This is a genomic window from uncultured Streptococcus sp. (genome assembly GCF_963456385.1).
Lineage (GTDB): Bacteria > Bacillota > Bacilli > Lactobacillales > Streptococcaceae > Streptococcus.
In genome coordinates this window covers 23369-44757 of the sequence record NZ_CAUOLF010000016.1, presented here as the reverse complement: position 1 = coordinate 44757, position 21389 = coordinate 23369, and the positions used below count along the sequence as shown (strand labels likewise).

General features: G+C 40.6%; 22 protein-coding genes and 1 tRNA gene. 20 read left to right on the top strand and 3 right to left on the bottom strand.

Translation table 11 applies throughout. The features are described from left to right. Positions 1-16: 16 nt before the first annotated feature. Positions 17-1273: an extracellular solute-binding protein gene (locus tag RP262_RS07680; RefSeq protein WP_002915028.1), complete on the bottom strand. Its 1257-nt coding sequence runs from the start codon at positions 1271-1273 to the stop codon at positions 17-19. Between the two features lie 364 nt (positions 1274-1637). Here RP262_RS07680 and uvrC point away from each other — a divergent pair, with 364 nt between their 5' ends. The 13 genes from uvrC to RP262_RS07615 all read left to right on the top strand — a co-directional run bounded on the left by uvrC (position 1638) and on the right by RP262_RS07615 (position 15836). Then, positions 1638-3467, top strand: coding sequence for an excinuclease ABC subunit UvrC (gene uvrC, locus RP262_RS07675; RefSeq protein ID WP_311154769.1), 1830 nt, complete (start codon positions 1638-1640; stop codon positions 3465-3467). Positions 3468-3620: 153 nt separating this feature from the next. Continuing rightward, positions 3621-4166: a hypothetical protein gene (locus tag RP262_RS07670; RefSeq protein WP_002915030.1), complete on the top strand. Its 546-nt coding sequence runs from the start codon at positions 3621-3623 to the stop codon at positions 4164-4166. 259 nt (positions 4167-4425) lie between these two features. Next, positions 4426-5031, top strand: coding sequence for a nitroreductase family protein (locus tag RP262_RS07665; protein ID WP_032913401.1), 606 nt, complete (start codon positions 4426-4428; stop codon positions 5029-5031). A gap of 69 nt (positions 5032-5100) precedes the next feature. Then, positions 5101-6507: a dipeptidase PepV gene (gene pepV, locus RP262_RS07660; protein ID WP_002912597.1), complete on the top strand. Its 1407-nt coding sequence runs from the start codon at positions 5101-5103 to the stop codon at positions 6505-6507. Between the two features lie 53 nt (positions 6508-6560). Next, on the top strand, positions 6561-7145 hold the full coding sequence (locus RP262_RS07655) for a uracil-DNA glycosylase family protein (protein ID WP_002912595.1): 585 nt from the start codon (positions 6561-6563) through the stop codon (positions 7143-7145). 11 nt (positions 7146-7156) lie between these two features. After that, positions 7157-7645: a prolyl-tRNA synthetase associated domain-containing protein gene (locus RP262_RS07650; protein ID WP_124765985.1), complete on the top strand. Its 489-nt coding sequence runs from the start codon at positions 7157-7159 to the stop codon at positions 7643-7645. Positions 7646-7909: 264 nt separating this feature from the next. Beyond that, positions 7910-8872: a zinc-binding alcohol dehydrogenase family protein gene (locus RP262_RS07645; protein ID WP_311154768.1), complete on the top strand. Its 963-nt coding sequence runs from the start codon at positions 7910-7912 to the stop codon at positions 8870-8872. Further along, a complete protein-coding gene (locus tag RP262_RS07640) occupies positions 8865-9179 on the top strand; it encodes a rhodanese-like domain-containing protein (protein WP_311154767.1) in 315 nt (104 codons plus the stop codon). The genes RP262_RS07645 and RP262_RS07640 overlap by 8 nt, the downstream gene beginning before the upstream one ends. Positions 9180-9277: 98 nt before the next feature. Next, positions 9278-10327, top strand: coding sequence for a DUF6574 domain-containing protein (locus RP262_RS07635; RefSeq protein WP_124765983.1), 1050 nt, complete (start codon positions 9278-9280; stop codon positions 10325-10327). A 15-nt stretch (positions 10328-10342) separates the two neighbouring features. Then, complete coding sequence (locus RP262_RS07630) at positions 10343-12076, top strand: TcaA second domain-containing protein (protein WP_311154766.1); 1734 nt, start codon at positions 10343-10345, stop codon at positions 12074-12076. 4 nt (positions 12077-12080) lie between these two features. Then, positions 12081-12875 (top strand): LD-carboxypeptidase LdcB/DacB, encoded by a 795-nt coding sequence (ldcB, locus tag RP262_RS07625; protein WP_371601580.1) that lies wholly within the window; start codon positions 12081-12083, stop codon positions 12873-12875. Positions 12876-12904: 29 nt separating this feature from the next. Continuing rightward, entirely contained in the window at positions 12905-13195 is a 291-nt protein-coding gene (locus RP262_RS07620; RefSeq protein ID WP_002895366.1) for a cupin domain-containing protein, read from the top strand. A gap of 703 nt (positions 13196-13898) precedes the next feature. Further along, positions 13899-15836 (top strand): CAP domain-containing protein, encoded by a 1938-nt coding sequence (locus RP262_RS07615; RefSeq protein ID WP_311154765.1) that lies wholly within the window; start codon positions 13899-13901, stop codon positions 15834-15836. A 216-nt stretch (positions 15837-16052) separates the two neighbouring features. Here RP262_RS07615 and RP262_RS07610 read toward each other — a convergent pair whose 3' ends face one another. Together RP262_RS07610 and RP262_RS07605 are read right to left on the bottom strand one after the other, a co-directional pair. Further along, a complete protein-coding gene (locus tag RP262_RS07610; protein ID WP_002895374.1) occupies positions 16053-16295 on the bottom strand; it encodes a type B 50S ribosomal protein L31 in 243 nt (80 codons plus the stop codon). 107 nt (positions 16296-16402) lie between these two features. Beyond that, complete coding sequence (locus RP262_RS07605; RefSeq protein WP_311154764.1) at positions 16403-17338, bottom strand: bifunctional oligoribonuclease/PAP phosphatase NrnA; 936 nt, start codon at positions 17336-17338, stop codon at positions 16403-16405. Between the two features lie 105 nt (positions 17339-17443). Here RP262_RS07605 and RP262_RS07600 point away from each other — a divergent pair, with 105 nt between their 5' ends. The 7 genes from RP262_RS07600 (at position 17444) to RP262_RS07570 (ending at position 21143) form a co-directional block, all read left to right on the top strand. Beyond that, positions 17444-17884: a flavodoxin gene (locus tag RP262_RS07600; RefSeq protein WP_049541108.1), complete on the top strand. Its 441-nt coding sequence runs from the start codon at positions 17444-17446 to the stop codon at positions 17882-17884. Between the two features lie 124 nt (positions 17885-18008). Then, positions 18009-19391, top strand: a complete 1383-nt coding sequence (gene sufB, locus RP262_RS07595) for a Fe-S cluster assembly protein SufB (RefSeq protein WP_002918936.1) — start codon at positions 18009-18011, stop codon at positions 19389-19391. A 213-nt stretch (positions 19392-19604) separates the two neighbouring features. Next, a complete protein-coding gene (locus tag RP262_RS07590; RefSeq protein ID WP_126435517.1) occupies positions 19605-19868 on the top strand; it encodes a chorismate mutase in 264 nt (87 codons plus the stop codon). Beyond that, entirely contained in the window at positions 19868-20242 is a 375-nt protein-coding gene (gene crcB, locus RP262_RS07585) for a fluoride efflux transporter CrcB (RefSeq protein ID WP_295506914.1), read from the top strand. Before RP262_RS07590 ends, crcB (RP262_RS07585) begins: the two co-directional genes overlap by 1 nt. Then, complete coding sequence (gene crcB / locus RP262_RS07580; RefSeq protein ID WP_311154763.1) at positions 20239-20565, top strand: fluoride efflux transporter CrcB; 327 nt, start codon at positions 20239-20241, stop codon at positions 20563-20565. Before crcB (RP262_RS07585) ends, crcB (RP262_RS07580) begins: the two co-directional genes overlap by 4 nt. A gap of 118 nt (positions 20566-20683) precedes the next feature. Next, positions 20684-21031 (top strand): 50S ribosomal protein L19, encoded by a 348-nt coding sequence (gene rplS / locus RP262_RS07575; RefSeq protein ID WP_009660455.1) that lies wholly within the window; start codon positions 20684-20686, stop codon positions 21029-21031. A gap of 40 nt (positions 21032-21071) precedes the next feature. Then, positions 21072-21143, top strand: a tRNA-Arg gene (locus RP262_RS07570). Positions 21144-21389 lie beyond the last annotated feature (246 nt).

Sequence of the window (21389 nt, the reverse complement as noted above, 5' to 3'; positions counted from 1 at the left end):
TTTATTCGTTTGAGGATTATTTAGCTGCTGCTAAATCTTTATCAAACTGTTGTAATTTTGCGAGGTATTGATCTTCACCAAATTTACCGTTGTAAGCATCGCTGAGGATTGCAGCACTTTCAGTCCAGAAGACAGACATTTGGCTAAGTTTAGGCATAACTGTTGTGTAGGTATCAGAAGATCCCATTGTGATAACAGCTTGTGCCAAGGCATCTTTCTTAACATCTTCAGACTCTTGCACTTCTTTGTTAGCAGGGATGATGTGACGTCCTTCAAACTTGAATTGGTTTTCTTGGCTTTCTTTGCTAGTAAGCACTTGAGCCAGTTTGTAGCTTGCTGCGATACGGTCAGTGTCGCCGTTTGAAGGTGTTTGGTTAACTGCGTAAAGTTTTACACCGAGGAAGGCTTTTTGTTGAACGTCTTGTCCACCGATGTTAACAGTTGGGTAAACAGAGATACCAAGGTTGTCTTTGCCGACAGCTTTTTCAGCAGCTGCGTAGTCCCATGGACCTGATTGGAAAGCGTCAACTGAACCATCTTCAAATTTAGCAAGAAGGTTAGAAGCATCTACGTTCACAAAACCGCTGTTATTCTTTTGAGCTGCGATGAACTTCAGAACGTTGACACCGGCTTCGTTACCCCAGTTTGTTCCGTCTACTTGCTCACCATCTTTACCAAAGAGAGTGTCGCCAACAGAAAGGAAGAGTGGAGCAGTGATGTATCCATTAGCCTCTTTCAAGTTTCCACCAAATTTAGCTTTAGAAGTGATGGTTTCATAAGACTTAACATCATCAGCGGAAAGTTTTGACTTGTTATAGTAGGTTACTTGTGATTCGATACCGTATGGGAAAGCATAAGTTTTGCCTTTGTATTGAGCACCAATTGCTGCTTGTTCAGTATCGTTTTTCTTGACTTCTTCTGCCATTTTAGAAGGAACTTCTTGAATAGCTCCAGCTTCAACTAATTTACCAAGTTGGTCGTGTGGCAGAGAGAAAACATCAGCAGCAGTACTAGCATCTTTTGTCAGATTTTCCTGAGCGTTTGGATCTTCCATTTCGACTACGTCAACCTTGTAGCCTGATTCTTTCTCGAACTTGCTAACTGTATCAGAGTAAGAATCTTTAGAACCAGTTGGTACCCAAAGTTTCAAGGTCTTGCTATCGGCTTTAGAAGAAGAGTTCTCCTTGCTACTGTTCGAGCTACAAGCTGCTAACAGCGTTCCTGCAGCCAGCAAGCTGACACTGCCCAATACTACTTTTTTCCATGTTTTCATTCCTATTTCCTCCCGGAATTTTTATTTACAATCCTATTATGCAACCGTTTGCAATTTTTGTCAAGTCTTTTTTTGAAATTTTTTTAAAAATATATTAATTTTTCTAAAATTTTTCTATTTTATTTCTGTTTATTTAATCAAAGCCTATTAAAATGGCTGTGCAATCGATTGCTTGATTTTTGCTTAGAAAATGCTTTGTTATAAAGAAAATCATGTTTCTTTTGAGATTGATTTTTGATACTTGCAAGAAGATATAAAGACAAGTTAAAGTTCAGTATTACCTATGAAAAGAATCAAACTTATGATTTTCTAATAATCTAGTGTCTACCTGTTGAATGCTTCCCTTTTCTGCTATAATAGACCTATGAACAAGCTAATCCAATCAAAGCTGGAACTGTTGCCGACCAGTCCCGGCTGTTACATTCACAAAGACAAAAACGATACCATTATTTATGTTGGCAAAGCCAAGAATCTGCGCAACCGGGTTCGTTCTTATTTCCGTGGTAGTCATGATACCAAGACGGAGGCTCTTGTTTCTGAGATTGAGGATTTTGAGTTTATTGTCACCGAGTCTAACATTGAGGCTTTGCTTCTGGAAATCAATCTAATCAAGGAAAACCAGCCCAAGTACAATATCATGCTCAAGGACGATAAGTCCTATCCATTTATCAAGATTACTAACGAAACCTATCCACGCCTAATCATCACGCGCCAAGTCAAAAAGGACGGTGGACTTTATTTTGGTCCTTATCCGGATGTCGGTGCGGCCAATGAAATTAAGCGTCTTTTGGATCGACTCTTTCCTTTCCGCAAGTGTACAAATCCGCCTGAAAAGGTCTGCTTTTACTACCATCTGGGGCAGTGCAAGGCTCACACTATTTGCCAAGTAGACAGCCAGTATTTCAAAGAGCTGGCTCAGGAGGTAGCTGCCTTTCTCAAGGGACAGGATGACCAGATTATTGAGGATTTACGGGGGAAAATGGCTGGCGCAGCGCAAGCTATGGAGTTTGAAAAAGCGGCAGAGTACCGCGACTTGATTCAGTCCATTGGCACCCTGCGAACCAAGCAGCGGGTCATGGCCAAGGATTTGCAGAATCGGGATGTCTTTGGTTACTATGTAGATAAGGGCTGGATGTGCGTACAGGTCTTCTTTGTCCGCCAGGGCAAGTTAATCGAGCGCGATGTCAATCTTTTTCCTTATTACAATGATCCTGACGAAGATTTTTTGACCTATATTGGCCAGTTCTATCAGGAAAAATCCCACCTCAAGCCCAATGAAATTTTGATTCCGGCAGATATTGACGAAGAAGCTGTACGGGCCATGGTGGATACCAAGGTGCTAAAGCCCCAGCGAGGCGAGAAGAAGCAGTTGGTCAATCTGGCTATCAAAAACGCCCGAGTCAGTCTCCAGCAGAAATTTGACCTTTTGGAGAAATCTATTGAAAAGACCCAAGGTGCAATCGAAAATTTAGGTCAGCTTCTTAACATTCCGACACCTGTTCGTATTGAGTCTTTTGATAACTCCAACATCATGGGGACCAGTCCTGTATCAGCTATGGTGGTCTTTGTCAATGGCAAGCCCAGCAAGAAAGACTATCGCAAGTATAAGATTAAGACTGTGATAGGACCTGATGACTACGCAAGTATGCGTGAGGTCATCAAGCGGCGCTATAGTCGAGTGATTCGGGATGGACTGACTCCGCCCGATCTGATTGTCATTGACGGTGGACAGGGGCAGGTCAATGTCGCTAAAGAAGTTATTCAGGACCAGTTGGGATTGGATATTCCCATCGCTGGACTGCAAAAAAATGACAAGCACCAGACCCATGAATTGCTCTTTGGTGACCCTCTGCAAGTTGTAGAATTATCCCGGAATTCGCAGGAATTTTTCCTGCTTCAGCGTATCCAAGATGAAGTCCACCGCTTCGCCATTACCTTCCACCGCCAGCTCCGGTCTAAGAATTCCTTCTCATCGCAGCTAGATGGCATTGAAGGCTTGGGACCAAAACGCAAGCAAAATCTTATGAAACACTTCAAATCTCTAACCAAGATTAAAGAAGCCAGTGTTGACCAAATCGTCGAAGTCGGCGTACCACGAGCAGTGGCAGAAGCAGTGTGGGCTAAATTAAATCTAGTAGATCAGCAGAAAACTTCCTTGCCTGAAGTAGCAGAGCCACAGGTGGATTTAGAATAGACAAATCTCATATAAGGACAGTGTTTGCAGAATTTTTTTAATAATTAGGAAAAAATTAACAGAAATGGATGGTCTATTATAATGCCTATAATGTTTGACAATAAAATAATTTTGTATTATAATATGTCTATTCTTTATTAATAGGAGACAGTAATGAGAAAAATTATTACAGCTAGTGTAGCGCTTTTATCGGTTATAACTTTAGCAGCATGTTCTGGAAAAACAACATCAGATTCTTCTGAAAAAGCTTCAAGTTCTGTAGAAAAAAAATCTACTTCAAAGAGTAAATCAAGTAGCTCTGAAACTTCATCAAAAACAGCTAGTTCAGATGTAGAAATCCCAGAAATTGTTCTTTTGACAGATGAAGAAATCGACAATGCTAAAACAATTGGTGACATGAAAGCTCTCTTTAGTAAGTTGATTGATAATTATAAAAAGTACATTGATGAAATTGGGAACAAAGTACCTGAGGCTGGGAAAGAAGCATACAATCAACAAGTAGAACCAGCTATTCAATCTATGGAAACTTCAAGAGAAACTTTTAATGAAACGCTCTCAAGTGCTGGTTCAGATGATACAGAAATTCCAGAACAAAATCGTGCTCTATTTGCTCAGCAATTGAAAACAGGACGTGATGCTATGAAGAAGGCTATTGAAGGGGCTTATAAAGCTCTTGGTCAGCTTAAATCTGGACAATAATATTAACAAAGCAGGTAAGAATCACCTGCTTTTTTTGTAGCAAAATGTAAAATAGATGGAAATTTAAGTGACTTAAAAGATAAGATTGAATCAAAAAATTTTTAAATAAAATATTGTTTATACTCAATTATAAATAAAAATAGGCATAATTTAAGCATTTCTAATAATGATTTAGTGAAATTTATGAAAGGAAAAAAACTGCAAACTCTTACAAAATATGATAAAATGAAGCTAGTATATTTAGAAAAGGATGCAACTTATGAAATTTCTAGAACTCAACAAAAAGCGTCATGCAACCAAGCGTTTTAACGACAAACCTGTGGATCCAAAGGATGTTCGCACAGCCATTGAAATTGCAACGTTGGCACCCAGTGCCCACAATAGTCAGCCATGGAAGTTCGTTGTGGTGCGGGAGCATAATCAAGCTTTGGCTGAAACAGCTTTCGGTGGAAATGTGGACCAGATTAAGGAAGCACCAGTGACCATTGCTCTCTTTACGGATACAGATTTGCCCAAACGGGCTCGCAAGATTGCGCGTGTGGCTGGAGTTAAGAATTTCTCTGATGAGCAACTCCAGTTTTACATGCAGAATCTGCCAGCTGAGTTTGCTCGCTATAGTGAACAGCAAAAGAGCGATTATTTAGCTCTCAATGCTGGTCTGGTGGCCATGAATCTTGTTCTGGCTCTGACTGACCAAGGTATCGGATCTAACATTATCTTAGGTTTCGATAAATCAAAGGTTAATGAGGTTTTGGAAATTGATGAGCGTTTCCGTCCAGAACTCTTGATTACTGTTGGTTATACTGATGAAAAACTAGAACCTAGTTATCGTTTGCCAGTTGATGAAATCATTGAGAAACGTTGATATAGTTATATTTACGATTTAATCCATAGTTTTATCGATTTAAATCGAATTGGAAATTGGGGTAAAATAATGACAATTGATTTTAAAGCAGAAGTTGAAAAACGAAGAGAAGATCTCTTAGCTGACCTGTTCAGTCTTTTGGAAATCAACTCAGAACGAGATGATTCCAAAGCTGATAATGAACATCCTTTTGGACCTGGACCTGTTCAAGCTCTGCATAAGTTTTTAGAGATCGCTGAGCGTGATGGCTATGAAACAAAGAATGTGGACAATTATGCTGGTCACTTTACTTTTGGTGAGGGTACTGAAGAACTTGGGATTTTTGCCCACATGGATGTAGTCCCTGCCGGGAGTGGCTGGAATACAGATCCTTACAAACCTGAAATTATTGATGGTAAGCTTTATGCGCGTGGTTCGTCTGATGATAAAGGGCCAACCATGGCTTGTTACTACGGTTTGAAAATCATCAAAGACTTGGGCTTGCCAGTATCGAAGCGCGTGCGCTTTGTGGTGGGGACAGACGAGGAATCAGGTTGGCAAGACATGGACTATTATTTCAAGCATGTTGGTTTGCCTGAGCCAGACTTTGGTTTCTCACCAGATGCAGAATTTCCAATCATTAATGGTGAAAAAGGGAATATCACAGAATATCTCCACTTTGGTAACAGTAATGATGGCAGCTTTAAACTAAAGAGCTTCACTGGCGGACTTCGTGAGAATATGGTGCCAGAATCAGCGACAGCTATTTTTACATCAGCAGTTGATGCAGCGGAATTGGATAAGAAATTACAAGACTTTGCTGCTGCTCACAAGGTTTCAGCTAGTCTGAGAGAAAATGGCGACGCTCTTGAAGTGACAGTCATTGGGAAATCAGCTCATGGTTCTACACCAGAGGATGGTATCAACGGAGCAACCTATCTAGCTCTCTTCCTCAACCAATTTGACTTTGCTGGTGACGCCAAGGCTTATCTGGAAGTTGCAGCTCAAGTTCTGCACGAGGACTTTGCAGGTGAGAAGTTAGGAATTGCTTATACAGATGCTAAAATGGGTGCTCTCAGCATGAATGCTGGTGTTTTCCATTTTGACAGTGCCAAGGCTGACAATACCATTGCTCTGAACATCCGTTACCCTCAAGGTACTGATCCGAAAACAATTCAGGCCGGTCTTGAAAAAGTTACTGGTGTTGTGTCTGTGAGTTTGTCTGAGCATGGACATACTCCGCACTATGTTCCAGCAGATGATGAGTTGGTAGCAACTCTTTTGAGTGTTTATGAAAAGCAAACAGGTCTCAAAGGACATGAGCAAGTCATTGGTGGTGGAACCTTTGGCCGTCTTTTGAAGCGCGGTGTGGCTTTTGGTGCTATGTTCCCAGACTATGTCAACACCATGCACCAAGCCAACGAATTTACTGATGTAGAAGACCTTTTCCGTGCTGCGGCCATTTACGCGGAGGCTATCTACGAGCTAATCAAATAAAAAAGAAGAACTCGTTTGGCCTTGCTGGATGAGTTTCTTTTCAAGGAGCTGTCATGCAAACAATAGAGGATATTGCCAAGACCATCATGGCTGATTCAGAAAATCAAGAATTTACGGAGCAGGGAATCAAGCCACTCTTTGCGGCACCTAAGAATGCTCGGATTAACATTGTTGGTCAAGCGCCGGGGCTGAAAACTCAGCAGGCAGGGCTTTACTGGAAGGACAAGAGTGGTGACCGGCTGAGAGAATGGCTGGGTGTCGATGAAGAGACTTTTTATCATTCTGGATACTTTGCGGTTTTGCCCATGGATTTTTATTTTCCGGGGCATGGGAAGTCTGGAGATTTACCACCTCGTAAGGGCTTTGCCGAAAGGTGGCATCAGCCGATTTTAGAGCTTTTGCCAGATATTGAGCTGACCATTTTGATTGGTCAGTATGCACAGAAATATTATCTGCATCAAAAAGGAAATATCAAGCTGACCGAGACGGTTCAGCATTATCAAGACTACCTGCCTGACTTTTTTCCTTTGGTTCACCCATCGCCCCGCAACCAAATCTGGATGGCTAAAAATCCTTGGTTTGAGGCTGAAGTGGTGCCAGAATTGCAAGCGTTGGTGCAAAAGATTATTCATCAATAAAGGAGAAAACTATGGATGCTTATCAACAAGTAGCTAACAAGTTGCAAGAGTTGGGGATCGCCTTTGATGTGGTGGAGCACCCACCTGCATTTACGACAGAGCAGGCAGATAGCTATATTGAAGGCATGGAAGGTGTTCGGACTAAGTCCATGTTTTTGACCAACAGGAAGAAAACTCAGTATTATCTTCTAATTATGGATGACAAGAAACGATTGGATATGGATGACTTTAAAGTTCAAGTGGGAGCCGATCGGATTCGCATGGCCTCATTGGAATCCTTGGCTGAGAAAATGAACCTACCAGCCGGAACGGTTTCACCTTTTGGTTTGCTCAATAATGAGGAGAAGGACATTCAAGTTTATTTTGATAAAGAGATTATCAACGAAGAACGCATGACTTTCCATCCTAATACTAATGAAAAGACCATCTTTATCTCTACACAGGATTTGTTCAAATTTTTGCAAGATTTGGGCTACTCTTACCAAGTCCTGGATCTTTAACTAACTGTTTTGCTGTGATAGAGGAGTACTATCCAGCTGCTCTTTCGAGTGATTAAACCTAGCGGATTGATATCACTCGTTTGCTAGCGCTTTTGTACCTCCACCTTGATCTTGGTTGAAGGACGTATCCAGCAACTTGGTTTCCCTCAAGAAGCCGGCTGATGATTTTGTAAAAGAACTATTATACCTTGCAGGAATATCTGACAGATTTTTTGAAAAGTCTCGGCTTAGAATGCTAAACTTTGTAGAAAGCGAGGTGATTCTATGGAAACGATGAAAGCTATAGTCATTTACGAAGCAGGTGGTCCAGAAAAGCTTCTGCTGGAAGAAAGACCGATTCCACAACTTCAAGAAGGCTGGACCTTGGTCAAGGTTAGAGGATTTGGAATTAACCACTCAGAGATTTTTACTCGCGAGGGTTTATCTCCTAGTGTCACCTTCCCTCGAATTTTAGGCATTGAGTGTGTTGGCCATGTTGCCGAGACGACTCGGTCAGATTTAGAGATTGACCAGAAAGTGGTTTCCATTATGGGTGAAATGGGGCGAGCTTTTGACGGTTCTTATGCTGAGTATGTCCTCCTGCCGAACGACCAAATTTATACAGTCGAGACCAACCTGACCTGGACGGAGCTGGCTGCAGTGCCAGAGACCTATTATACTGCTCTAGGCTCTATGAAAAATCTGTGTATTGAGCCCAATGACAAGATTTTAGTCCGAGCTGCTACTAGCGGTGTCGGTTTGGCCTTTGCTCGTCTGGTCAAGGCACAGTTTCCAGACACACATATCGTCGGATCGGTCAATAGTGGTTCCAAACAGTTTCTACTCAAACACCAAGCTTACGACGATATCATCATAGATCAGGATGGCCAACTGGAAACAGAGGAGAAGTTTGACAAAATCTTGGAGTTGGTCGGCCCAGCGACTGTCAAGGATTCTTTTGACCATATCGCAGAGGGCGGGATTATCTGTGTGACTGGCCTCTTGGGTGGCCAGTGGGAGTTGAATGGTTTCAACCCAATTGAGGAAATTAGAAATAACAGTTTTCTGACAAGTTTTCACTCTGCTCATGTGAGTCAAGACTTGATGAATGAATTATTTGACTATATTGACCAGTACCAGGTCAATGTTACACCAAGGCGTGTCTTTTCCCTAGAGCAAGTGCCCAAAGCTCATGCTTTTATAGAGGGAACAGCAGGTTTTGGAAAAATCGTGATTATGAATGAATAGGAGAAAAAGAATGCATAAAATTAGTGCGAAAGATTTATATGACAAATTGCAGGCAGAAGAACTGCAGTTGATTGATGTCCGCGAGGTGGACGAATTTACAGCTGGACATGTCTCTGGAGCTCAGAATCTGCCTCTCAGCAGCCTACCGGAGAAGTATGAGCAATTAGATAAACAAATCCCCTACCATATCATCTGCCAAAAAGGCGGCCGCTCAGCGCGTGCTTGCGAATTTTTGGAAGCTAAGGGTTACCAAGTAATCAATGTCGAAGGAGGAGTCGAAGCTTTTCCTGCTAAATTGACGATATGACAAGCGATTAAGAAGAGCAAATGCCGGAATAGATTGAATTTCCGGCCCTTTTTTTGTATACTATAGTAGTATAATAATTTATAGATAGGAGATCTTTTATGTCAAAACAAGATTGGCTTGAATATTTTGAGGCCGTTAATGGACGCTCGGCTACAGAGGAAGAAATTGCCCAAGCATTGGCTGCCGGGGAATTTGTTGAAGCTGAACAGGTAAGTGCGGAGCAAGCCTCTAGTGAAGCTAGTCCGGCTTCATCAAGCTTTGAACAGCCGCAAAATTTCCAACAGCCTTTTGCTCAGCAGACTTCTCAACAATATCAAGAAGTTCCTCAGCAACAAGCAAATCCAAATCAATTTGCTAATCAGGGACAACCATATCAGCAACAAGGATTTCAGCAAGCGAACCCCTTTGCTGGACAGCCTCAGTCTTTTGGTCCGCAAGCTTATCAGAACAACCCGCAGCAAGGACAGTTCAATTCACAAGTACCTCAACAAGGACCACAGGCTTATTACAGTCAGCAACCTCCTCAACCCAGCGAGTTTTCTAAAACAATGAAAGGTTTCTGGGCTTGGCTTGTTTCAGCTTGGAAATCACCGACATCTGAAGTTGAGAGCAGTAAGGTGAATGGCTACCTATCTCTAGGTTTGACAGTGTTCTTTTTTGCTATTGTCGCAAATTCCAACGTTTACAGTATCATCAATATGTTTAGGGTATACAGTCTTAGTTTGTATGATGTTGTTCCGTCTCTTAATTTCAAAGTCTTTTTTGTTTCCCTGATAGCAGCGGCTCTCTTCCTTTTTTCTATTATTTTAGGTGGTTTTGTTGTGAAGCGTTTGGTCTATCAGGATGGAAGTTTTACCTTTAATAAGGCTTTTGATTGGTACGGCCGACTGTATGCTATAGTTCTTCCGTTTATTGCTATTTCAGCTCTATTTGCTCTACTAGGAGTCATTCAATTGTCCCTTTTATTCACATGGATTGGAATTTTGTTAATTGGAGTTGGAGCGACCTTTGCTTTGATTTATTCCAAGACAAACAACTCTATGGATCCTTTTTATAAATATCTATTGGCCATTATTATCAATGGTGTGATTACAATTATCTTCTCTTTCATCGCTTTTTCTCTACTAGCTAGTATCGCAATGATGTAATCTTGGAGGAGATTTATGGCAACAAAAGAAAAATGGGTTGATCTCTTTGAAAAAGTAATTGGTCGAAAACCAACTGCAAGTGAGTTCCAAGCTGGCAAACAATCTAACTTTGATCCAAAAAAGATTAAGGAGATTGCAGGCGAAGTAGAGGAAGCAACCACAGAAACTTCGTCAGTAGAAAATACTACTGATGAAGCTTCTGAGAATCAAGATATTGTTCAGGAGACACCTTCTGAAGATTCTGTCACAGAAGAATCGGTTCAACCATCTTCCCACCAAGATGATAAGCAAAGCTCATTTGAATCTAGCCAATATGAAGAGCTTCGTAAGAATTGGCTGCAAGCTTTTGAAAATAATATTGGTCGAAAACCTACCAAAGAAGAATTTGCAGAAGCTAAGAGTCAAGGATTCTCTAACTTGCCTATTCGGTCTGAATTGCTCGACTCACAATTACCACAGAAGCCAGTAAAAAAGGCTAAAAAGAGAATATCCAAAAAGCAAGCAATCATGATTGGGGGTCCAACCCTTCTAGTTGCTGCTTTGATTGGAGCTTTCTTCTATCTAAACTCTATAACCGGAGTCAAAGTGGTCACAGACCATTTTGCAAAAGCAGTCTCTAGTAAAGACTTTGATGAAGTGGCAAGTCTTCTCTCTACTCAATCCGATAAGTGGACACGTGCTGAAGCAAGAGCTTTAGTTGAGCACCTAGAGAGTCAGGAGATTAATCTCGAAACTGAGCTAGATAACATTGTTGAGTCAAATGGTAAATCTGCTTATATTGATGACAACAATAATAAGATTTTAGGTGTTACTGAAAAGAGTAAGAAATTTGGTATTTTCCAGGAATATCAGATGGTTTCCTATCCAGTCAAAGTTAAAGTCAATACTAATTTAGATAATGCTACCATTAAACCTGGTGAGAAAAAAACTATTACTCTTAAGAAAAATACAGACACTGAATTGGGTGAATATCACTTCATTAAACAAGACTTTACTCTCAAAGGTAAGACGGATGTTGGAGATGTAGAGAGTAAGGTTCAGCTTGATTTAGCTACGGCTAAGGATAATGAAATCAAACTGGATCTCAAGTCTGAAAAGAAACAGCTAAAAATTACTATGCCTTCTGAAACTTCAAAAGCAACAGATATTAAAATCGTTGTTAATGGTAAAGAAAGTGGTAGCAGTTTAACCCCTGAGTTGCAGCTTGTTCCTTATCAAGAACTTGAAATTTATGCCAAGTTTACTATCTCTGATACTACCTTTACTACCAATAAAGAGACAGTAATTGTGGAAAATGATACTACTAATGTGAAATTATCGCTTCCTAAGGAAGTAGTTTCTAAGATTAGAGAAAAGAACGAAGAAGCGAAAAAGGTTGAGGCTCAAAAGGCAAAAGTCTCTACTTTCCTTAATGACTACCGCAGTGCTGTTTTCAGCTCAGTTTCTAACAGGAGCAACAACTATTCTCAATACTACGATACCTCTAGTGCAGTATATCGAGAAATGGTTGAGTGGACCTCTGGTGGTGGTGTTAAGAAAGCGAAAATTAACTATTATGAGCCAGGAGCTTTGGATATCCGCGAAATCAAGGAAGAAAATGGTTCCTATATCGTGACAACATATGAGGACTATACGGTCCACTATACCGATAACACTCCAAATAGTGTAAATCGTAAAAATAAGACTTATTACTTGAAACCTAACGGGGATTCTTTTGTAATCTATAATCTTGAAGTTTCAGAAGGTTGATATTATGACAATGAAATACAGTAAACTAATTTTTCTTGCGGCATCCGTTCTTGTTCTAGGCGCGTGTTCGTCTGGTAAAGACACTACTGGAGATAGCTCTGATAAACAAGCGGCTAGCTCAACTAGCACAGTTAAGAAACAAGATGCTGAAAAAGACAAAAATTCTAACCAAGATACGACAACATCTTCAGATAGCGCTGATACTAAAAAAGAGCAAAATCACGAGGCCAAAACTCTTGATCAAAATGTTTCTTATAACGGCAGCTACTACAGTGTCAAAGGGAAATATGATGAGATTCTTGTTGTCAACAAACACTATCCTTTGTCTGCTTCCTATAACCCAGGTGAGAATGCGACTGCTAAAGCAGAATTGCTCAAACTGATTGCAGACATGCAGGCACAAGGCTATGCCATTAGCGACCAATACAGTGGTTTCCGCAGCTATGATACTCAGACCGAGCTCTATCAAAACTATGTCAATCAGGATGGTAAGGCAGCTGCAGACCGCTATTCAGCTCGACCAGGCTACAGCGAGCACCAGACTGGTTTGGCATTTGACTTGATTGACAAGAATGGCAATCTCGTACAAGAAGCTGGAGCAAGTCAGTGGCTTCTAGATAACGCCTATAAATACGGTTTTATCGTTCGCTATCTAGAGGGTAAGGAAGGTTCAACTGGCTATATGCCTGAAAGCTGGCATCTGCGCTATATTGGTAAAGAAGCCAAGGAAATTGCTCAATCAGGCAAATCTTTAGAAGAATATTTCGGCATTACCGGTGGAGGCTATGAAGATCAGTAGTCACATCATCCATTAGAAGGAGGAAGAAAATGAAATTTTTTGTTACCAATCCCAATAATGATTTTGCAGAAACACCTGTTCAAGAAGAAGGCAGGATCATACATCATCTGCATCTTGCTAAAGGAAAAGAAGTACCAGAGCACAGTGCTGATGCACTAGTAACAGTTGTTTGTTTGTCGGGAGATGTGAGCTTTTCTGCTGGAGAACAAACCGTGCGGCTAGTGGCAGGTTCCTTTTTGACGATGGAGCCCAATGAGCCACACAGCTTGGTCGGAGAGGAAGATAGCCACCTCTTAGTTATCAAACAACTAAAATATTAATAAATACAAAAATACTAGAAGCTGGAATAAATGCTTCTAGTATTTTTTACTACTCTTTAACACTTATTCATTTCTATAAATAAAAACCCATAAGGGAGGAATTCACAAACAGATTCTTTAATTCTTAAAACAAACTTAAGTTTAGCTTAAAAAAGGCTTAATATAAGCTTAAAATAAACTTAAATAAAAAATCGGAATGATAGGGTGAGGAGTTTTTATAAATAAGTAATAAAAATAATTTACACAGTGTAAACCTAATTATAAACATTTTTATATTGTTTTAGTTCGTAAATGAGAAGTTTTTAATGATTTTTATAGATAAAAAATATAAAATAAAACAAAAATACGAACTATAAAAAATTACCCGTAAAAATAATTTACACCTTGTTAACTAAAATGCTTGCATTCAAAAATTTCTTGTGCTATAATTCATCTCGAGGGTGAGATATGCATAAAAAAGTATTTTCAAGCATATTGACTTCTTTGTTTCTAAATCAAATGCTATAAAAACATTTATGTGCAACCTTTAACAAGGTGGATTCACTAACTAGTGATTCGTTTTTTGCGTTTGATATTGATGGAGAAGTCAACTGTCAGCCGGCTGTATTTTCGTAAAATTCTTTTTTATGAAGTTGTGCACAAAAGATAAATTCCCCCCACAAAAATATGAAGTGATGTTGGTCACTTTGGAGGTTTAATTAATATGAACAATCGTTTCAGACTCTTATCAAGATCTGTTGTAGCAGCTGCGGCTATTATTCCAGCATTTGCTCTTGCGAATAATGCTCAGGCTCAAGATTATGGCTATAACTACTATCAACCAGGTTATAATTACTGGAATGGTGGTTACAACAATTATAACTATGGTTATAACAACTATAATTACCGTAACAACCGCAACTACCGTTACAACAATTACAACTATGGTTACAATAATTATAACTATGGTTACAATAACTACAATTATGGCTATAACAACTATAACTACGGTTACAATGGCTATAATTACGACTATGGTTATAATAACTATTATCCAGGCTATAACAACTGGAATTATAACTATAGCAACAACTACGGATATAATGGTTGGAATAACTACAACAATCTAGCAAATGATGAGAACTATATTTACTGGAATGGTAACCATTACTACCGTATGACAGATGGTTCTTACCGTATCTATCGTGATGGTGAGTGGAAGCCACTGACAAATACTAACAATAACAGCACATCCAATAACAATCTGGAAAACGATCCACATTATCGTTATGAAAATGGTTATCATTACTATTTATTGGATAATGGCGACTATTACTACTATCAAAATGGTAAGTGGGTATTTGTTAAGGATTCTACTGATAACTCTACTAATCCAACAACTCCAAGTCAGCCGGAAGAACCAAAACCAGAAGTTCCAACTCCGACTCCAGCGGAACCAGAACAACCAACGCCAGCTCCTACTGATAAACCAGATGAGCCTACTACACCAGCAGAACCAAAACCAGAGGTACCAAGTGTTGATTTGCCAGAAAATCCTCCGATTAACGGTGCAGAAGGTGATCTCAATCCATTTGCTCCAAAACCAGAGCAACCAGCAGAACCAAAACCAGAAACTCCAACAAGACCTGCTGCACCAGAGACTCCTGGTTTGGTAACAACTGATAAACCAAGTGAAGATCAAATTCCGCCATATGTTGAAAAACCAGCAGAAGGTCTTGAACACTTGACATGGGCACCAAATGGACGAGCTCCAAAAATTATCTACCCAACTGGAAAACCAGGTGACAAGACTCTTGAGTCAGATCCTAACTATTACTTCGATGGTTCTACCCATTATTACCGTATACCATCTGACTCAGAAGCAAATGGATACTCTCCATATTGGAAATGGTTTGGTGACAAATGGAAACTTCAAGGTATGACTGATCCAAACGATCCAGCTCTTGATCCTAAACTTCACGAAAACACTGCAGATGATGAATACATGTACAGTGATAAAGACTCTAGCGTGAAATTGTACTCAACTAACCTAGTGACAACTGCTAAAGCAGGTCAACCGCTGCCATTCAAGAACGTTGAAGAGTTCAAAAACTACGTTATCGAAAAGATGAATCCTAAGTTCCTTGATAACGCAGGATGGGATGCTAAGGTTGAGTGGGAAATCGAAGATCCAGAAATCTTTGAGAAAACCAAAGAAGACCCATATGCTAAGGATTATGTCTTGATTGCAAACCTTAAGAGTGGTGTTGAGGACAAGAAATACAGTGATGTAGAATTTGGTTATGTTAAGTTTGTTTACCGTGTTGAAGCAACAAACGATACAAACTATGACTATGTTTCAAAAGCTAAAGAAGCTTTCGCTAAAATCAATGAAGAGCGTAAAGCTCAAGGCTTGAAAGAGTTGACTTGGTCAGAAGACATTTATCAAAATCAAGCACTTCCAAAAGTAAATGAAATCTCACGTCAATACGATAGCTCAGGCTTTGTTGGACGTCGTGATGAAGATCCATCTGTTGTCGTTAAGAAATGGGCTAACAGCGGTCTGAGAGAATTGCTTCTTGATCCTAACGTAACTGAAGGTGCAGTAGCGACAGTTGTAGACGGAAACGGTGTTTACTACTGGGCTTACAGCTATAAATAATAAGAATAAGGAATTTTATTCTTAAACATCTGTGTTCTTAATCTTTGGTTGCATATAAACCACACTCCAAAAGTTAGATTTTAATCGTCTGACTTTTGGAGTTTTTTTGTTGAATTAACTAGGAAGCAAAAGTGGCGGTTGTGCACAGATTTTAAAGTTCAAAAAAGGCGAAAAGAAATTTTTGAGTACAAAAAAAGCACCGATTGGTGCTTATGATTATTTGAGACCGTATTTTTTGTTGAAACGATCCACACGTCCATCTGCTTGAGTGAACTTTTGACGTCCAGTGTAGAATGGGTGTGAGTCTGATGAAATTTCTACACGGATCAATGGGTAAGTTTCCCCTTCGAATTCAACTGTTTCGTTTGAACGCTTAGTTGAACCACTAAGGAACTGGTAGCCGGTAGAAGTGTCCATGAAGACAACTGGGCGGTATTCTGGATGAATATCTTTTCTCATTTTACAAAAATTTCCTTTCTGCCATGGTCTCTTTGCGAGCCATAGATTAGTTACTTTGATAGTTTATCAAATTCTGATTGATTTGACAAGACTTTTAGACTAATTTCTTACTTTTTTGCCAATTCTTTCATCTCGGTGTAGATTTGCTCTATTTCTTCTTTAGAAAATGCATTGGCTCCGCTGGCTAAGGGGTGTCCACCGCCGTGATGATTTTTAGCAATACCATTTATAGGAATAACCTTGCTGCGCATGCGGACACGATAGTGCCCGTCTGGTTGCTCAACAAAGATAGCCCACAGACCGACTTCTTCGATTCGTCCAGGTGCCCCGACGATGGCTGCTGTGTCAGCATCGGTCAGTTGATAGGCTTGTAAAACTTCCTGAGGCAGAATGACCCGTGCAGTTCCATTTTCATCTATTTCCAATTGCTCATAGACATAGCCCTGCAGTTTAGCTACCTGGCGGCTTATAGAGTCCATTTTGCGAGACAAGGCTGATAAGTCGAAATCGTACTTGCGTAATTTGGCAGCTACTTCGAATGTGCGGGCACTAGTAGAAGGATAAAGGAAGCGGCCAGTGTCACCGATGATACCAGCATAGATGAGTTCTGCAGCTTCTTTGCTCAAGTCTAAGTTATTTTCAAAGGCAAAGAGAGCAATCATCTCACTGGCACTGCTGGAACTTGTATCAACTAGAGAAATATCTCCGTAAACCTCATCATCAGGATGATGATCGATTTTGATGAGGAAATCACCTGTCGTGTAGCGTTGGTCGTCAATGCGGGCTGTATTAGCAGTGTCACAGACGATGACTAGGGCCTCTTGGTATTCTTCGTCTGCAACTTGGTTCATTTGCGCCAACCACATGAGATTAGGCTCATCGTAGCCTGTCGCTTTGATTGTTTTTTCTGGGAAATGGTACTGAAGCAGCTTTTGTAGTCCGACCTGACTGCCAAGAGCATCAGGATCTGGCCGCATATGGCGGTGGATGATAATAGTATCGTATTCTTTGATCTTACTTAAAATATCATGATAAAGAGTCATAAATAACCTCGTCAACTTTCTTTACCCATTGTAGCATAAGAGTTTTTATTTTTAAAATAAAAAAGATATGATATAATGAGAGCAGATTAGAATTTGGAGGAAACTATGACCTTAGCGAAAATTGTATTTGCCAGCATGACTGGAAACACCGAGGAAATTGCTGATATTGTGGCGGATAAGCTAAGAGACCTGGATGTAGAAGTTGAAGTGGACGAGTGCACCACTGTCGATGCAGAAGATTTCTTGGAAGCAGATATTGCGATTGTGGCGACCTATACCTATGGTGATGGTGAGCTGCCTGATGAGATGATGGACTTCTACGAAGACTTGTCTGGTTTGGATTTGTCTGACAAGGTCTACGGAGTGGTCGGGTCGGGCGATACTTTCTATGACGAATTCTGCAAGGCTGTCGATGACTTTGATTCTGTCTTTGCTGCTACAGGAGCGGTGAAGGGTGCAGAAAGCGTTAAAGTAGACCTATCTGCAGAAGATGATGATATTGCGCGCTTAGAAGCTTTTGCAGAAGGCTTGGTTAATAAAGTTTAAAGTGATAAATAGAGGAAACGGCTGCGGCCGTTTTTTTTGTGCGAAAGTGTTATTTTCTGACAATTCTCATGATTAGGAGTATAATGTAAGTAAGCGCTATCCATCAGATAAAGGAGGAGTCCCTATGAAAGAACGCGACTATGCCTTTGGCTTTCATGACGATGTCAAGCCGCTCTTTTCGACTGGTAAAGGCCTGACAGAAGAAGTGGTTCGAGAAATTTCAGAAATCAAGAATGAGCCCCAGTGGATGCTGGACTATCGTCTGCGATCCTTGGAACTCTTTCATAAGCTGCCTATGCCCGACTTTGGCCCTGATTTGTCAGGGATTCGCTTTGATGATGTTATCTACTATCAGAAGCTAAGCGGAGATCGGGCTCGCAGTTGGGATGAAGTCCCAGAAGAGATTAAGAAAACCTTTGACCGCTTGGGAATTCCAGAAGCCGAGAAGCGCTTTCTATCTGGAGCTGTGGCTCAGTATGAATCTGAAGTGGTTTACCACAATATGAAGGAAGAGTTTGCCAAGCTGGGGATTATCTTCACTGACACGGATACGGCTGTTCAGGAATATCCGGACTTGGTCAAGCAGTATTTTGGTACTGTGATTTCAAATGCTGAGCATAAATTCTCTGCTCTTAATAGTGCAGTTTGGTCCGGCGGAACCTTTATCTATGTGCCTAAGAACGTCCAGTGCCAAGTTCCTGTTCAGACCTATTTTCGAATCAATGGTGAAAATGCTGGCCAGTTTGAGCGCTCCTTGATGATTATCGAGGAGGGTGGCTCTATCCAGTATATCGAGGGCTGTACAGCACCGACTTACACAAGCAATAGTCTTCATGCGGCAAATGTCGAAATCATTGTCAAAAAGGATGCCTTTTTCCGCTATACGACCATTCAAAACTGGTCGGACAATGTCTATAACCTTGTAACGGAGCGAGGGATTGTTGAAGAGGGCGGTACCTTAGAGTGGATTGATGGAAACTTAGGCAGCAAGGTCAATATGAAATATCCTTGTAGCATTCTTAATGGTCGCAATGCAAGAACTTCTGTTCTATCTATGTCTTTTGCCAACTATGGCCAGCACTTGGATGCGGGGTGTAAGGTATTTCATAATGCACCCAAGACTTCCAGTACCTTAATTTCTAAATCAGTGGCTAAGGATGGTGGAAAGACAGACTATCGTGGTCAGGTCCGCTTTGGTAAGAATAGTGCAGGCTCCAAATCTCATATCGAGTGTGATACCATTCTGATGGATGGTGAGTCCAGTTCTGACACCATTCCTTTTAATGAAATCCATAATTCCAATGTCGCGCTAGAACATGAAGCCAAGGTTTCCAAAGTGTCTGAGGACCAGCTCTACTACCTGATGAGCCGAGGCATCAGTGAAGAAGAAGCCACAGCTATGATTATCAACGGATTTATGGAACCTATTACCAAAGAACTTCCAATGGAATACGCTGTCGAGCTCAACCAACTCATCAACATGAGTATGGAAGGCTCAGTTGGTTAAAAAGGTCCACTGGACCTTTTTAACCTGCTGATGAGAACTCGCAAAAGCAAGTTCCCTTTAATAATGTCCGGGGGACTGTTTTAGGTTGTAGATAAAAACTCGCCCTTGCGACTCCCCCCTTAATCTAAGGTCCATTGGACTTTTTTATTTAGAATTAAACTAGAAAATTTTACTATATTTTGTTATGATAGATAAAATACAAGGAGGAAGTAGATGACGTTAGAAGAAATCAGACAGGAAATTGATCAAGTGGATGATGCAATCGTTGCCCTGCTGGAGCAACGCATGAATCTGGTTGGCCAAGTCGTAGCTTTAAAAAAATTAACAGGCGCAGCTGTCTTGGATAGCAAGAGAGAAGATGTGATTTTTGCCAGAGTGGCGGATAAGGTTGAAAACAAAGACTATAAGGAAACTGTTGTTGCGACTTTTTCTGACATTTTAAAACGTTCACGTGAATTTCAGAATAAAAATATCTAATGAAAGAAGTACGGAACTCGATAGCTGTGGCTTTATCTGCGATGGCAGGCGGTTGGCTACGTTATCAGATAGCTCTTTTATTAGTTGTTGCTGATTCATTTCCGCTGGGTACCTTACTGGTCAATTATTTGGGAACTTTTTTGCTGGTCTATATTATCAAGGACTATCTTAGCAGTAAAGTTAAGTCTCAGCGCCTAATTCTAGCGCTTTCGACCGGTTTTTGCGGAGGTTTGACGACTTTTTCTGGTCTTCTGCTAGACAGTATCAAACTAGCTGATTCAGGGCGCTATATGGAGCTTTTTATTTATCTAGTTTTAAGTGTAGGTGGCGGCCTTGCAATCGCCCTATGGGTTGGAAAGCAGGTGAAGTCATGATCTGGGCGATGTTAATCTGTTGCGGCTCTGGTGCTCTCGTTCGTTATGTTTTCTCCAAGGTTAATAGCAGAGCATCTCTGCCGATTGGGACTTTATTGGCAAACTTGCTAGGTGCTTTTCTCATTGGTTATTTTTATAATCATATAGAAGACAAGCAGCTTTATGTGATTTTGGCAACAGGCTTCTGTGGTGGTCTGACGACCTTTTCCACCTTGAATGCTGAGCTGGCGGATCTCTTTTCGGAGCGAAAGAAATTTCTTCTCTATTTGGCTTTGACTTATATCCTCGGATTTTTAGCGATTCTTTTGGGAATTTTCATTTAAACATCTTTACATTTTTAGAAATTTTGATATAATATAGTTTGTGCCTAATGGAAGCACAAAAAACGGCTAATCCGCTGCGGTCTTGAACCTTAAGATTAGTAAGATAGGAGTAGAAAAAATGAATCCATTAATCCAAAGCTTGACTGAAGGTCAACTTCGTACTGACATCCCTGCATTCCGTCCTGGTGACACTGTCCGCGTTCACGCGAAAGTTGTCGAAGGAACTCGCGAACGTATCCAGATCTTTGAAGGTGTGGTTATCGCTCGTAAAGGTGCTGGTATCTCAGAAACTTACACCGTTCGTAAAATCTCTAACGGTATCGGTGTTGAACGTACTTTCCCAATCCACACTCCACGTGTTGACAAGATTGAAGTCGTTCGTTACGGTAAAGTCCGTCGTGCTAAATTGTACTACCTTCGTGCATTGCAAGGTAAGGCAGCGCGTATCAAAGAAATTCGCCGTTAATTTTAGAAAGACTCTGTTGTTGGGCAGAGTTTTTCTCTAAGTCCCCTTAGTTCAATGGATATAACAGCTCCCTCCTAAGGAGTAGTTGCTGGTTCGATTCCGGCAGGGGACATTCTAAAAGCCTGTCTAAGGCTTTTTTCAATGCTCTCAGGAGGAAAAGAGATGGGTTGTCATTTTCTCTTGAGCCTGACTGAGTCGTTAACGTCAGTTTTGGACGGAGTATTTAGAATATTAAATAAAGAATAATCCCTATCGAAATTCTCACGATAGGGATTATTTAGTGTAGTGTTTTAAATCTTAAGATAGAAATAACTATTCCTACTCTTCTACTGCCTAATACTCCCTAGTAAATAATTAA

Coding starts and splice junctions, on each gene's coding strand:
- RP262_RS07680 (WP_002915028.1), bottom strand. CDS start 1,273: ATGAAAACATGGAAAAAAGTAGTATTGGGCAGTGTCAGCTTGCTGGCT.
- uvrC (WP_311154769.1), top strand. CDS start 1,638: ATGAACAAGCTAATCCAATCAAAGCTGGAACTGTTGCCGACCAGTCCC.
- RP262_RS07670 (WP_002915030.1), top strand. CDS start 3,621: ATGAGAAAAATTATTACAGCTAGTGTAGCGCTTTTATCGGTTATAACT.
- RP262_RS07665 (WP_032913401.1), top strand. CDS start 4,426: ATGAAATTTCTAGAACTCAACAAAAAGCGTCATGCAACCAAGCGTTTT.
- pepV (WP_002912597.1), top strand. CDS start 5,101: ATGACAATTGATTTTAAAGCAGAAGTTGAAAAACGAAGAGAAGATCTC.
- RP262_RS07655 (WP_002912595.1), top strand. CDS start 6,561: ATGCAAACAATAGAGGATATTGCCAAGACCATCATGGCTGATTCAGAA.
- RP262_RS07650 (WP_124765985.1), top strand. CDS start 7,157: ATGGATGCTTATCAACAAGTAGCTAACAAGTTGCAAGAGTTGGGGATC.
- RP262_RS07645 (WP_311154768.1), top strand. CDS start 7,910: ATGGAAACGATGAAAGCTATAGTCATTTACGAAGCAGGTGGTCCAGAA.
- RP262_RS07640 (WP_311154767.1), top strand. CDS start 8,865: ATGAATAGGAGAAAAAGAATGCATAAAATTAGTGCGAAAGATTTATAT.
- RP262_RS07635 (WP_124765983.1), top strand. CDS start 9,278: ATGTCAAAACAAGATTGGCTTGAATATTTTGAGGCCGTTAATGGACGC.
- RP262_RS07630 (WP_311154766.1), top strand. CDS start 10,343: ATGGCAACAAAAGAAAAATGGGTTGATCTCTTTGAAAAAGTAATTGGT.
- ldcB (WP_371601580.1), top strand. CDS start 12,081: ATGACAATGAAATACAGTAAACTAATTTTTCTTGCGGCATCCGTTCTT.
- RP262_RS07620 (WP_002895366.1), top strand. CDS start 12,905: ATGAAATTTTTTGTTACCAATCCCAATAATGATTTTGCAGAAACACCT.
- RP262_RS07615 (WP_311154765.1), top strand. CDS start 13,899: ATGAACAATCGTTTCAGACTCTTATCAAGATCTGTTGTAGCAGCTGCG.
- RP262_RS07610 (WP_002895374.1), bottom strand. CDS start 16,295: ATGAGAAAAGATATTCATCCAGAATACCGCCCAGTTGTCTTCATGGAC.
- RP262_RS07605 (WP_311154764.1), bottom strand. CDS start 17,338: ATGACTCTTTATCATGATATTTTAAGTAAGATCAAAGAATACGATACT.
- RP262_RS07600 (WP_049541108.1), top strand. CDS start 17,444: ATGACCTTAGCGAAAATTGTATTTGCCAGCATGACTGGAAACACCGAG.
- sufB (WP_002918936.1), top strand. CDS start 18,009: ATGAAAGAACGCGACTATGCCTTTGGCTTTCATGACGATGTCAAGCCG.
- RP262_RS07590 (WP_126435517.1), top strand. CDS start 19,605: ATGACGTTAGAAGAAATCAGACAGGAAATTGATCAAGTGGATGATGCA.
- crcB (WP_295506914.1), top strand. CDS start 19,868: ATGAAAGAAGTACGGAACTCGATAGCTGTGGCTTTATCTGCGATGGCA.
- crcB (WP_311154763.1), top strand. CDS start 20,239: ATGATCTGGGCGATGTTAATCTGTTGCGGCTCTGGTGCTCTCGTTCGT.
- rplS (WP_009660455.1), top strand. CDS start 20,684: ATGAATCCATTAATCCAAAGCTTGACTGAAGGTCAACTTCGTACTGAC.